Origin of the sequence: Neorhizobium lilium (genome assembly GCF_004053875.1) — a bacterium.
GTDB lineage: Bacteria > Pseudomonadota > Alphaproteobacteria > Rhizobiales > Rhizobiaceae > Neorhizobium > Neorhizobium lilii.
The window spans coordinates 270,238-282,532 of sequence record NZ_SBIP01000005.1 but is presented as its reverse complement, the minus strand read 5'-3'; the positions used below and the strand labels follow the sequence as shown (position 1 = coordinate 282,532).

Annotated in this window: 11 protein-coding genes; 2 read left to right on the top strand and 9 right to left on the bottom strand. The window is 62.2% G+C overall.

What is annotated here, in order from left to right:
* Positions 1 to 8: 8 nt before the first annotated feature.
* Positions 9 to 1,154: an iron-containing alcohol dehydrogenase gene (locus EPK99_RS22195; protein WP_128445276.1), complete on the bottom strand. Its 1,146-nt coding sequence runs from the start codon at positions 1,152 to 1,154 to the stop codon at positions 9 to 11.
* 106 nt (positions 1,155 to 1,260) lie between these two features.
* Between EPK99_RS22195 and EPK99_RS22190 the strand changes: the two genes are divergently transcribed.
* The gene (locus EPK99_RS22190) at positions 1,261 to 2,154 is read left to right on the top strand and encodes a LysR substrate-binding domain-containing protein (protein WP_128445275.1); all 894 of its coding nucleotides are present in this window, start codon (positions 1,261 to 1,263) and stop codon (positions 2,152 to 2,154) included.
* An 81-nt stretch (positions 2,155 to 2,235) separates the two neighbouring features.
* Here EPK99_RS22190 and EPK99_RS22185 read toward each other — a convergent pair whose 3' ends face one another.
* The 8 genes from EPK99_RS22185 to EPK99_RS22150 form a co-directional block, all read right to left on the bottom strand.
* Positions 2,236 to 2,643 (bottom strand): F0F1 ATP synthase subunit epsilon, encoded by a 408-nt coding sequence (locus EPK99_RS22185; protein ID WP_128445274.1) that lies wholly within the window; start codon positions 2,641 to 2,643, stop codon positions 2,236 to 2,238.
* Between the two features lie 111 nt (positions 2,644 to 2,754).
* Positions 2,755 to 4,185, bottom strand: a complete 1,431-nt coding sequence (atpD, locus tag EPK99_RS22180; protein ID WP_128445273.1) for a F0F1 ATP synthase subunit beta — start codon at positions 4,183 to 4,185, stop codon at positions 2,755 to 2,757.
* A gap of 24 nt (positions 4,186 to 4,209) precedes the next feature.
* Positions 4,210 to 5,097: a F0F1 ATP synthase subunit gamma gene (locus EPK99_RS22175; RefSeq protein ID WP_128445272.1), complete on the bottom strand. Its 888-nt coding sequence runs from the start codon at positions 5,095 to 5,097 to the stop codon at positions 4,210 to 4,212.
* Between the two features lie 40 nt (positions 5,098 to 5,137).
* Positions 5,138 to 6,667: a F0F1 ATP synthase subunit alpha gene (gene atpA, locus EPK99_RS22170; RefSeq protein ID WP_128445271.1), complete on the bottom strand. Its 1,530-nt coding sequence runs from the start codon at positions 6,665 to 6,667 to the stop codon at positions 5,138 to 5,140.
* Positions 6,667 to 7,233 (bottom strand): F0F1 ATP synthase subunit delta, encoded by a 567-nt coding sequence (locus EPK99_RS22165; protein WP_128445270.1) that lies wholly within the window; start codon positions 7,231 to 7,233, stop codon positions 6,667 to 6,669. The genes atpA and EPK99_RS22165 overlap by 1 nt, the downstream gene beginning before the upstream one ends.
* Positions 7,234 to 7,494: 261 nt before the next feature.
* A complete protein-coding gene (locus EPK99_RS22160) occupies positions 7,495 to 7,878 on the bottom strand; it encodes an AGROH133_08824 family phage infection protein (RefSeq protein ID WP_128445269.1) in 384 nt (127 codons plus the stop codon).
* A 70-nt stretch (positions 7,879 to 7,948) separates the two neighbouring features.
* The gene (locus EPK99_RS22155) at positions 7,949 to 10,171 is read right to left on the bottom strand and encodes a primosomal protein N' (protein WP_128445268.1); all 2,223 of its coding nucleotides are present in this window, start codon (positions 10,169 to 10,171) and stop codon (positions 7,949 to 7,951) included.
* A gap of 49 nt (positions 10,172 to 10,220) precedes the next feature.
* Entirely contained in the window at positions 10,221 to 11,144 is a 924-nt protein-coding gene (locus EPK99_RS22150) for a GNAT family N-acetyltransferase (protein WP_128445267.1), read from the bottom strand.
* Between the two features lie 138 nt (positions 11,145 to 11,282).
* On the opposite strand from EPK99_RS22150, the gene EPK99_RS22145 reads away from it, so the two are divergent.
* Positions 11,283 to 12,218, top strand: coding sequence for a tyrosine recombinase XerC (locus EPK99_RS22145; protein ID WP_164901841.1), 936 nt, complete (start codon positions 11,283 to 11,285; stop codon positions 12,216 to 12,218).
* Positions 12,219 to 12,295 lie beyond the last annotated feature (77 nt).

The following is a 12,295-nucleotide window of genomic DNA, read 5'->3' as shown; positions in this document are numbered from 1 at the left end:
ATTTATCCTCACGCAGATTTCGGCAGCGACATGATCTTTTCCGCGAAGGTGTCGATATCCGCGTCGGATATCTCGCGCACGGTCGAGCGCCGCATGGGCTGATTTTCAGGAGCGCGCATTTCTGCGGCAAGGTCGGCGGCGGTAAAGCCGTCGAACGCCTTCGGAAGCGCCCGGACGAAGCCGCAACGGTCCATCAGATCGGACACGAAGCCCGGCAAGGCCGCAGCATCGGCAAGCCCAAGAGCCTTGGCGGCCGCCTGAAGATCCGCCGTGTCCGCCTCAACGAGCCAGGGCAACGTCGCCTCGAAGCCGAGTGCCGTCGCCAGCCCGTGATGCACCGGCGCCAGGCCCGCCAGCGCGTGGCTAATATTATGGGCGACGGCCGTGCCGCAATTGTCGATGGCGATGCCGGCATAGCAGGAGCCAAGCAGCACCTTACCGCGTGCGTCGAGGTTGCCGGGTGCTTTCACCGCCGTTTCAAGCGAGCCGGCCACCAGCCGCATCGCCTCATGCGCGTAAAGCTTCGCGCCCTTATGGGCGTTGCGGTTCGTGCAGGCTTCGAATGCGTGGATGAAGGCATCCATGCCGCACCAGGCGGTCAAATGCGCCGGCAATGAAATTGTCAGCTCCGGATCGAGCACGACCAGATCGGCCTTGGTTTCCGCACCCCATATCCACAGCTTCTTGCCTTCCGGCCCCGCAAAGATATTGGTGGCGGAGGTTTCCGAGCCCGTCCCCGCCGTGGTCGGCACCATGATCTTCTTCAGCGGGCTCTTCGGCAGCGGATTGGCTGCAAGCGCGTAGACCATCGGATCTTCGCCGGAAGCAGCGCAGCAGGCCGCGACCTTGGCGATGTCGAGCGCCGACCCGCCGCCCACACCAATCACGAGGTCACAGCCGGATGCAACAGCCGTCGCCGCCTGCAGATGTGCAAGCTTCGGCTCGCCCGAAAACTCGCTATAGACCCGCACGTCGATGCCCTTGGAGGCCAGCGCATCGGCCAACGCCGTTGCAACGCCGGTGGATGCGAGAAAGCCATCGATCACGACGGCGGCCGTCTTGATCCCGCCGAAGCCAGCCGCCGCATCCGCCAATCCGCTGAATGAGCCTGCACCGAAATGGATGTCTGGAATGAAAGAAGTCGAAAATTGCATGAGAAACCCTGCCGCCAGATAGGATTCCAATCTGCACCACAATTTCAGCTCTTCAAATCCATCCGTTTTTCGGGCTATTTGATGATCTGAGATCATGGAGACGCTGATGCTGGAAAGGATACCGCTTGAAGCCTTCCGCGTTTTCGACGCGGCTTGCCGGTTCATGAATTTCTCCCGCGCGGGGCGGGAGCTGCATATCACCCAGGCAGCCGTCAGCCGCCGCATCCAGGGCCTTGAGGAACAGCTGGGCGCCAAGCTCTTCACCCGTCGCGGCCGCAATCTCAGCCTGACGCCGGAAGGCGAGCGGCTGTTCCAGCGGGTGCGCGCCACACTGGACTACCTGGAGGAAAGCCTCGAGCCCTTCCGGGGCGGCGGACGCGAGATCATCTCGATTGCCGCAAGCGGTTCCGTGTCCCATCTTTGGCTTGCCAAGCGGCTCAAGGATTTCGACAACGAAAGCCCGGGCATCTCCGTGCGGTTGCTCACGACCGACGCGCCCTCGGAACTTGCGTCCGAGGCCAATGACCTCGTCATCCTCTACTCGACCGGGGAACATCCGCGCTGGAACCTGACATTGCTGGTGAAGGAGGTCCTGGTTCCGGTCGCATCCCCAGGTTATCTAGCACGGCGCGGACTGGAGGCCGCCACCCTCAAAGCAGAGGAGATTGCGGCTCTCGACTTGATCGATTACGAGCGCTTCAATGCGCACTGGATTTCGCTGCGGCAGTGGTTCGGACGCCTGCCGCACCCGCCGAAGGCCCGCATCACACCACGTCTGTCGTTCTCGACCTATTCGCTGGCAGTGGACGCCGCCCTGCGCGGGGAAGGCGTAACCCTCGGGAGCCGTGGTCTGATCGCAGAAGACCTTGGCTCCGGCGCGCTTGTGGAGCTTGGCACGGAACCGCTGGACACGGGCTATGGCTATTACCTGGGTATGCCGCGCTACCGCTCGCTCTCTCCTGGTGCCGCCCGGCTGCATCAGCACCTGCTGGGCAGCTGATGCAGAGACCCTCCACAGCTCCGCCGAAACGCAAAAGGACGGCCTCACAGCCGCCCTTTTGAAGAAGATATTTTTGGTAGCTCAGCCGGGAATGACAGCGCCGTTGATATGCGTCAGTTCGGCGAGGAAATGCTCAAGCTTCGTCTTATGCTCGTCGCTGGTTGCATTGCCGATCTGGGCGCGTGTCGCATCGATGCGGTGCTGCAGCGTATCGCGGGTCAGGTCGGTCGCCAGCACGGCAGATTCAGCCAGCAGCGTGCAGCTCGTCGGCAGGATGTCCGCGAAGCCGCCGAAGACGACGTATTTGTCGACCTTCCCGGAAGCAAGCTTCACCGTCACGACGCCCGGCTTGATCGTCGTCATCGTCGGCGCATGATTGGCAAGCACGGTCATTTCGCCGAGCGTCGCCGGGATCACCACTTCGGAGACCTTCTCCGAAACGAGCAGGCGCTCAGGCGAAACCAGTTCGAAATTGAAAGCGTCGGCCATGACGGTCCACTTCCCTGTTCTTCCCACGCGGCTTTGATGCTGTCGCGGGCTTGCGTGTCTTATGCAGGAATGGCGCGCCGGATGGTCTCCCGCGCGCCGTCTTGTCCAAGATTAAGCGGCTTCCGCCAGCTTCTTGGCCTTTTCCATGGCTTCTTCGATCGAGCCGACCATGTAGAAGGCGGCTTCCGGCAGATGGTCGTAGTCGCCGTTGACGAGGCCCTTGAAGCCCTTGATCGTGTCTTCGAGCGCAACCAGTTTGCCCGGCGCACCGGTGAAGACTTCGGCGACGAAGAACGGCTGGCTCAGGAAGCGCTCGATCTTGCGGGCGCGGGCAACGGTCATCTTGTCCTCTTCGGACAATTCGTCCATGCCGAGGATGGCGATGATGTCCTGCAGCGACTTGTAGCGCTGCAGCGTCGTCTGCACCTTACGGGCGATTTCGTAGTGCTCTTCGCCGACAACCAGCGGGTCGAGCATGCGCGAGGTCGAGTCGAGCGGATCGACGGCCGGGTAGATGCCCTTTTCGGCGATCGAACGCGACAGAACCGTCGTTGCATCCAGGTGGGCGAACGAGGTTGCAGGTGCCGGGTCGGTCAAGTCGTCGGCGGGAACGTAGATGGCCTGAACCGAGGTGATCGAGCCCTTGGTCGTGGTTGTGATGCGTTCCTGCATCTGGCCCATGTCCGTGGCAAGCGTCGGCTGATAGCCCACGGCCGAGGGAATGCGGCCCAGCAGAGCGGATACTTCCGAGCCGGCCTGCGTGAAGCGGAAGATGTTGTCCACGAAGAACAGAACGTCCTGGCCCTTGTCGCGAAAATCTTCAGCGATGGTCAGGCCGGTCAGCGCGACGCGGGCGCGGGCGCCCGGCGGTTCGTTCATCTGGCCGTAAACCAGCGCAGCCTTGGAGCCTTCGCCGCCGCCGTGCTTGTTGACGCCCGATTCGATCATTTCGTGGTAAAGGTCGTTGCCTTCACGCGTACGCTCACCGACGCCTGCGAACACGGAATAGCCGCCGTGTGCCTTCGCAACGTTGTTGATGAGTTCCATGATGAGAACGGTCTTGCCGACGCCGGCGCCGCCGAACAGGCCGATCTTGCCGCCCTTGGCGTAAGGCGCGAGAAGGTCCACGACCTTGATGCCGGTGACGAGAATCTGACCTTCCGTGGACTGCTCGACGTAAGAAGGAGCATCCTGGTGGATGGAGCGCAGGTGGTCCCGGTTGAGCGGGCCTGCTTCGTCTACCGGCTCACCGATGACGTTCATGATGCGGCCGAGGGTCTGCTCACCGACCGGAACCGAGATGGGAGAGCCCGTATTGCTGACCGGCTGGCCACGCACGAGACCTTCGGTGGAGTCCATCGCGATCGTGCGGACCTGGTTTTCCCCCAGGTGCTGCGCGACTTCGAGAACGAGGCGGTTGCCGTTATTGTCGGTTTCCAGAGCGTTCAGGATGGCGGGCAGATCGCCCTCGAATGCGACGTCAACGACGGCGCCGATAACCTGAGTCACTTTGCCGAGGGACGAGCCCGTTGCGGTAGCCATGATTCTTACCCTCTTTTTCCTACCTCAGAGCGCTTCCGCGCCCGAAATGATTTCGATGAGTTCCTTGGTGATCTGCGCCTGACGCTGACGGTTGTAGGACAAGGTCAGCTTGTTGATCATGTCACCGGCATTGCGCGTAGCATTGTCCATTGCGGACATCTGCGCACCATAGAAAGAAGCGTTGTTCTCGAGCAATGCCCGGAAGATCTGCACGGCCACGTTGCGCGGCAGCAGGTCCTCGAGGATCTCCTCTTCGCTCGGCTCGTATTCGTAGAGCGCGGAAGCCGGGTTAGCCGTTCCGGAAACCTCGCTTGCCTCGAACTTCGCCGGAATGATCTGCTGGGCCGTTGGCACCTGCGCGATCACCGACTGGAAGCGCGCGAAGAACAGCGTGGCGATGTCGAACTCGCCCGCGCTGAACATCTCCAGCACCTTATGGGCCACTTCGTCAGCGTGAACGAAACCCAGCTGCTTGACTTCGCGGAACGTGATGTAGTGGACGATGTTCTCCCGGAAGGAGCGGCGCAGCACATCATTGCCCTTGCGGCCGACGGTAAGGATCTTCACCGTCTTGCCTTGGGCAAGAAGTTTCAAGGCATGGTCGCGAGCCAGGCGGATGATGGAGGAATTGAAGCCCCCCGCCAGGCCACGTTCGCCGGTTGCGACCACCAGAAGGTGAACCTGATCCTTGCCAGTGCCTGAAAGCAGCAGCGGCGCCTCGGCATTGCCGGCATTGGCAGCCGTCAGGCCGGCCAGCACCTTGTTCATCCGCTCCGCGTAAGGACGGGCCGCTTCGGCCGCCTCCTGCGCACGGCGCAGCTTCGCCGCGGCGACCATCTTCATCGCCTTGGTGATCTTCTGCGTCGCCTTGACGGAGGCGATCCGGTTTTTCAGATCCTTAAGTGAAGGCATCCGTTATCGGTTCCTTGGGCTTAGTGGAGCTTGATCCGTTTCAGGCGAACGACTTGGCGTAGGCGTCGAGAGCCGACTTCAGCTTTGCCTTCGTGTCGTCCGAGACCTGCTTTTCTGTGCGGATCGTATCGAGCACTGCCTTGCCTTCCGAACGAAGGTAGGAGAGCAGGCCCTGCTCGAACTTGCCGACATCGGCAACCGCGATCTTGTCCAGGTAGCCGTTGACGCCGGCGAAGATCACCGCAACCTGTTCTTCGGTCTTCAGCGGCGAGAACTGCGGCTGCTTCAGAAGTTCGGTCAGGCGGGCGCCGCGGTTCAGCAGGCGCTGGGTGGACGCGTCAAGGTCAGATCCGAACTGCGCGAACGCAGCCATTTCACGATACTGGGCAAGCTCGCCCTTGATCGAACCGGCAACCTGCTTCATCGCCTTGATCTGCGCAGCGGAACCAACGCGCGAAACCGACAGACCGACGTTCACCGCCGGGCGGATGCCCTGGTAGAACAGATCCGTTTCAAGGAAGATCTGGCCGTCGGTGATCGAGATCACATTGGTCGGAATGAAGGCCGACACGTCGTTGCCCTGGGTTTCGATGACCGGCAGAGCCGTCAGCGAACCAGCACCACGCTCGTCGGAAAGCTTTGCAGCGCGCTCGAGAAGACGCGAGTGCAGATAGAAGACGTCGCCCGGATAGGCTTCGCGGCCCGGCGGACGGCGCAGCAGAAGCGACATCTGGCGGTAGGCGACAGCCTGCTTGGACAGGTCGTCATAGGCGATCAGGGCATGCTGACCATTGTCGCGGAAGTATTCGCCCATGGCGCATCCGGCGAACGGCGCCAGATACTGCATCGGAGCAGCGTCGGAAGCCGTGGCAGCCACGATGATCGAGTACTGAAGCGCGCCGCGCTCTTCGAGCACCTTCACGAACTGGGCAACCGTCGAGCGCTTCTGGCCGATGGCGACATACACGCAGAACAGTTTGTCGTTGTCCGGGCCGTTGTCGTGGATTGCCTTCTGGTTCAGGAAGGCGTCGAGAATGATGGCGGTCTTGCCGGTCTGGCGGTCGCCGATGACGAGTTCGCGCTGGCCGCGGCCAACCGGGATAAGCGCATCGATAGCCTTGAGGCCGGTCGACATGGGCTCATGAACCGATTTGCGCGGAATAATGCCGGGAGCCTTGACGTCGACGCGCGAACGGCGGGTCGCATTGATCGGGCCCTTGCCGTCGATCGGGTTGCCCAGAGCATCGACCACGCGGCCAAGCAATTCCGGGCCGACCGGAACGTCCACGATGGCGCCGGTCCGCTTGACGATGTCGCCTTCCTTGATCTCACGGTCGGAACCGAAGAGAACGACGCCGACATTGTCGGCTTCGAGGTTCAGCGCCATGCCGCGCACGCCGCCCGGAAACTCGACCATCTCGCCGGCCTGGACATTGTCGAGGCCGTAGACGCGAGCGATACCGTCACCGACGGACAGGACCTGACCGACTTCCGAAACTTCGGCTTCCTGGCCGAAATTCTTGATCTGGTCCTTCAGAATTGCGGAAATTTCCGCTGCACGGATATCCATCAACCGACCTCTTTCAATGCAAGCTTGAGGGTGGAAAGTTTGGTACGAAGGGAGGTATCGATCTGGCGCGAACCGATCTTGACGATCAGCCCGCCGAGGATGGACGGATCGACCGTAACGGCGATGATCACATCCTTGCCGGTAACGCCCTTCAGCGCCGACTTGAGTTCATTTTCCTGCTCAGCGGTCAGGGCATGAGCAACAGTGACTTCCGCGGTGACTTCGCCGCGATGTTCTGCAGCGATCATGCGGAATGCGCGGATCATGCCGGGCAGAGCGAAAAGACGGCGATTGCCCGCTACAACTTTCAGGAAGTTGGCAACCGTGCCGGAGACGCCGGCTCTCTCGGCCACGGCCGAAATCGCGCCACGCTGTTCCTGGGCGGAAAATACAGGGCTCGCGACCAGGCGACGCAGGTCTTCGCTCTCATCCATCAGCGCCTGGAACCGGTCGAGGTCGGCACTGACCGCGTCAACGGATCCGGCTTCCAGCGCCAGTTCGAAAAGCGAAGAAGCATAGCGCTCCGCAACACCGGAAATATGCTGGGACGTGTCAGCCACGGGCACAGATTCCCCCTCTACTGCCATCCAAGCGCCACAACCTGATACTAAGTCGAGCAAGGCCTTGAACTGATTTGATTTTTTCTCAGAACCTGCAGAGCCTCCGCCCTACCCTTTCCGACTTTCGCGGTCCGTCTAGCATAGGATGTAGGGACTCGCAACACGCCTGCCCCTGGAAAAAGCCTGAGAGCCAAGGACTTGGGGAACTTTTCTGCACTATTGCGGGCAAACCCGCTCATGCGCCTGGCGTGGTCGCGGATGGCCGCGTCAGACGTATCCGAAGACATAGGCGAGAGGGCCCGCGGCAAGGACAACCTGGAGAAGAAATATCAGTACGTTGCGAAGGGTGAGGCCGCGGTCGAACACGAAGGAGACGAGCCGTCCGCCGGCACCCAATCCGAGCGCGATGCCGAGCGCCATGTAGAACCAGTCCTGAGCCAGAAGAATGGGCAGCACACCGAGCGCGATATATTGCGCTCCGGCAGCGCGCACTGAGCCGTAGCCCTCCGGCCGCACGTCTCCAACCTGAAAGGCGGCGAGTCGGAGAACCGGGCCGGGGAGAAGCAGGATGACGAGGCCCAGCAGCGCCGTTGCGGATGCGCCGATAAAGGCCAGTTGTTCGCCCAGTTCGGTCGGGAAGTAGAGTTCCATGGCATCCTCGCATTGCTCGATTCGGGCGGGACTTTAGCCGAACCTTCGAACACGGCGCAAAGGAAAGCGATCAGAGAAAACTCTGCGGATCGACATCCAGCTGGATCTGGACCGAGCTCTTGGCCTTTGGCCCTTGTGCGATCATCGCCTTGAGAAAGCCCTGCATGTCGCAATTGCGCCGTCCGTGAACCAGCAGCCGGAAGCGGTGGCGCCCCCGCACTAGGGCAAGCGGAGCCTCTGCCGGCCCAAGCACCGAGATACCGGTGACGGAAGGCGCCGCAGCCCGTAGTCCGCGGGCATGAGTTTCGGCCTCTGCGCGGGTATCGGCGGATACGATCAGCGAAGCAAGGCGTCCGAAGGGCGGCAGGATCGCCTTCTGCCGCTCCTCGATTTCCCGCTCGTAGAAGGCAGGAGCATCGCCGGAAACGATTGCCTGCATCACCGGATGCTGTGGCTGGAAGGTCTGGATCAGGCCAAGGCTCTTCAGACCCGTTCGTCCCGCGCGTCCCGTCACCTGGCTGAGCAGTTGAAAGGTCCGCTCCGCCGCTCGCGGATCGCCGTTGGAAAGGCCGAGATCGGCATCCACGATCCCGACCAGCGTCATCAGCGGGAAGTTGTGCCCCTTGGCAACCAGCTGCGTGCCGATGACGATATCCACATCACCCTTGGCGATCGCCTCCAGCTCAAGGCGCATGCGCTTGACGCCGCCGAGCATGTCCGACGACATGACGATGGTTCGCGCCTGTGGAAAATGCTTCTCCACCTCTTCCGCAATGCGCTCCACGCCCGGGCCGCAGGCAACCAGATGATCGAGCGTGCCGCAATCCGGGCAGGCTTCCGGGGTCCGTTCGGCATAACCGCATTGATGGCACTGGATCTGGCTTCGGAAGCGGTGCTCCACCAGCCAGCTCGAGCACTGCGGGCACTGGAAGCGGTGGCCGCAGACCCGGCAGAGCGTCAGCGGCGCATAGCCCCGCCGGTTGAGGAAGAGCAGCGCCTGCTCGCCCTTCTCAATCGTGCGCTTGATGCCCCGTAGCAGTACCGGAGATAGAAAACCGCCACGCTCGGGCGGGTGCCGGCGCATATCGACGAGATGCAGATCCGGCAGCGCCGCCTCCCCGAACCGTGTCGGCAGATGGACGGTGTTGTATCGTCCGGCCAACCCGTTGACCTGGCTTTCGACTGAAGGCGTGGCGGAGACCAGCACGACCGGGAAATCACCGATCCGGCCGCGCACCACGGCCATGTCCCGCGCATTGTAAAAGACGCGGTCCTCCTGCTTGTAGGCAGGGTCGTGCTCCTCATCGACCACGATCAGGCCAAGCTGCTCGAAGGGCAGGAACAGGGCGGATCGCGCGCCCGCCACAACCCTCACCTCGCCGGTCACCACGCCGCGCCAGACCTTTTCGCGCATGCGGGGCGCAAGATCCGAATGCCATTCCGCCGGCTTTGCCCCGAAGCGCGCCTCGAACCGCTCAAGGAAAGCCGGCGTCAAAGCAATCTCCGGCAGCAGAATCAGCACCTGCCTGCCTTGCCGCAGGCTCTCGGCAATCGCCTCGAAATAGACCTCCGTCTTGCCTGAGCCCGTAACGCCATCGATCAAAGCCGCGGAAAAACCTCCCTTGTGAACGGCGGAGACGATGTCCTGGGCCGCCTGTTTCTGGGGCCCTTCGAGCCGGGGCGGGGTGAAATCCGGATCGGGTCTTGCCACCACCGGCGGCGGCGGCAGGAAGATCGTCTCGAACACGCCCTGCGCGGTGAGACCATCGACCACGCTTGACGAGACATTCGCCGCATGCGCGAGACCGCTACGGGTCCACGGATGATCCTGCGTCTTTGCGAGGTCCAGTACCCGTGTCCGTGCCGGTGTCATGCGCTCCGGCTGCCCGCCGATATAGCGCAGCCCCTCCACCATCGCCTCGGGATCGAGTGCGGCAGGTGCGCGGATCGCCATGCGTGCGACCAGTCCCGGCGGTGACAGCGTATAGCTGGCCACCCAGTCGATGAAGTCGCGCATCTCCTTGGACAGGGGCGGGCAATCGAACACGAGGGTGATCGGCCTCAGCTTCTTCGGATCGAGCTTTTCGTCATTGTCACCCTCCCAGACGACGCCGATGACCTGCCGCGGGCCGATGGGCACCTGCACCAGCGAACCGGGCTCCACATGCACCCCTTCCGGCACGGCATAGCTATAGGCAACCGGCACTGGCAGGGGCACCAGAACCGGCACGACGCGGGTGACCGCGGGCGCCTCAAACAGCGAACCGAAAAGACTGGACGAATCTATGGCCATGGCGTGACCATGCCCTGAGGAGGAACAAATGTGAACACCGGATTTGACGTCAGGCTGCGGACGCAACATCCGCAACAGCGGAAAACCGGGCATCGCCATCCGCCGCAAGCTCATGCACCGTATGGTTTTCAAGGGCCTTCGTGACTTCCACGACATCGCCCTCCAGCGCCTCGGGCGGGATCGCATGCCCGACCGCGAAGTCGAAGTGATTACCCTTCTTGTTCAGCAGCTCGTGAAAGACGGTCATGTCCCGAAGCTCGGTAGACCACTTGGCGAGCCAATAGAAAAGGCCGGAATTGCGGGCCCGGATATGGATCGGCACCACGGGCAGATTATACTTGCGGGCGAGCCCGACGGCCGAAGTCTTCCATGGCCGCTCGTTCAGCCGGCCATCGTCCCAATAGGCGATCCGGCCGGAGGGAAACAGCACCATCGCCTTGCCCTCGTCCACAGCCTTGTTGGTCAGCACCAGCGTCTCGCGGGTCTTGAGCTTGCTCTTGTGCTCCTCCCGCCATTCCACCGGAATGATCATTTCAGCAAAGCGCGGATTGACCCGCACCGCGTCGCGATTGGCAAACACCATCATGTCGGGACGGCGGCTCTTCAGCAGATCGAACACGGCCACGCCATCGGCAATGCCTGTCGGGTGGTTGCTGACCAGGATGAAGCCCCCGCTTGCTGGGACGCGCTCCACATGCCGCGCCGTGATCTGCAGCTTCAGCAGATTGCTCATATATTGGAAGCACTGGAACCCGTTGAGAGGCGCCACGTCATCCGCAAACTCGATCGCCCTGCCATAACGCAGCACGGTGTAAAGGAAGGGGCGCATCACCGGCCAGAACGGGCTTTTGACGATCCGCTGTCCGCGTTCGGCAATCAAAGTATCCACAATATGGCCTGGCTGTCCTTGAGAAGTCAGGGCAATCGCTTCCGCAAGCTGCCCGAAGGTCGTCAGGGAACTGCGGCGCGCCATGATAACTCCAGCATGTGAGACCGGCTCGCCCGTCCCTTGGTAAGATCGACAGTAACATCGTGACCGATGCTTAGGGATTCCGTAACAGCGTTGAGAGCAATCTGGTGCCTTATCCGATCGAATTCAACAGGCCGCAAATTGAACGAACTCCTGATCATCGCAGCGCCCGAGCTCATGGAACGACGTAGGGAGTGGCTGGAGAGCCTGACCGGCGAACGGCGGCTCGCGGCCAATACGCTGGATGCCTATGAGCGGGACACGCGGCAATTTCTGGCTTTCCTTACCGCCCATGTCGGCGGCCCGGCAAGTCTTTCCGACATCCGCAACCTGCGCCCTTCCGATCTGCGCGCCTTTCTCGCTCACCGCAGAAGGGAAGGTTCAGGGCCGCGTTCGCTCGGACGCCATCTCGCCGGCCTGCGGTCCTTTCTCCGGCATCTGGAAAAGAAGGGCCTGATCAACGCAGCAGCCGCAGGCGCCGTACGTGCGCCGAAACAGCCGAAATCGCTGCCCAAGCCTTTGACCAACAGCCAGGCTCTCAACATCGTCACGACCGATGCGCAACTGCAGGAGGAACCCTGGCTTGCGGCGCGCGATGCCGCCGTGCTGACGCTTCTCTATGGCTGCGGCCTGCGCATTTCCGAAGCGCTGGCCCTGCGCCCTGCGGATCTGACCGAGGGAACGACAACGCTTCGTGTCAACGGCAAGGGCGGCAAAACCCGTATCGTGCCGCTCCTGCCCGTCGTGCTGGAGGCGGTCACCCGCTACCGGACGCTCTGCCCCTTCCACCTGCCGCCTGATGAACCGCTTTTCCGTGGGGCCAGAGGTGGCCCCCTGCAGCCCGCCATAATCCAGCGCGAGATGCAAAAGCTGCGCGGCGCCTTCGGCCTGCCGGAAACCGCAACGCCGCATGCGCTGCGGCATTCTTTCGCAACCCATCTTCTCGCGGGCGGCGGCGATCTGCGCACGATCCAGGATCTGCTTGGCCATGCCAGCCTGTCCACCACGCAGATCTATACCGGCGTCGATACGGCTAGACTGCTGGAGGTTTACGACCGGGCTCATCCGCGGGCTTGAAACGGAAAATTTACCAGCCGCGTTAAGAGGTCGTGGAGCCCCGCACCATAAGGTGCCGGGATCGATTTTCAGACGGA

Coding starts and splice junctions, on each gene's coding strand:
- EPK99_RS22195 (WP_128445276.1), bottom strand. CDS start 1,154: ATGCAATTTTCGACTTCTTTCATTCCAGACATCCATTTCGGTGCAGGC.
- EPK99_RS22190 (WP_128445275.1), top strand. CDS start 1,261: ATGCTGGAAAGGATACCGCTTGAAGCCTTCCGCGTTTTCGACGCGGCT.
- EPK99_RS22185 (WP_128445274.1), bottom strand. CDS start 2,643: ATGGCCGACGCTTTCAATTTCGAACTGGTTTCGCCTGAGCGCCTGCTC.
- atpD (WP_128445273.1), bottom strand. CDS start 4,185: ATGGCTACCGCAACGGGCTCGTCCCTCGGCAAAGTGACTCAGGTTATC.
- EPK99_RS22175 (WP_128445272.1), bottom strand. CDS start 5,097: ATGCCTTCACTTAAGGATCTGAAAAACCGGATCGCCTCCGTCAAGGCG.
- atpA (WP_128445271.1), bottom strand. CDS start 6,667: ATGGATATCCGTGCAGCGGAAATTTCCGCAATTCTGAAGGACCAGATC.
- EPK99_RS22160 (WP_128445269.1), bottom strand. CDS start 7,878: ATGGAACTCTACTTCCCGACCGAACTGGGCGAACAACTGGCCTTTATC.
- EPK99_RS22155 (WP_128445268.1), bottom strand. CDS start 10,171: ATGGCCATAGATTCGTCCAGTCTTTTCGGTTCGCTGTTTGAGGCGCCC.
- EPK99_RS22150 (WP_128445267.1), bottom strand. CDS start 11,144: ATGGCGCGCCGCAGTTCCCTGACGACCTTCGGGCAGCTTGCGGAAGCG.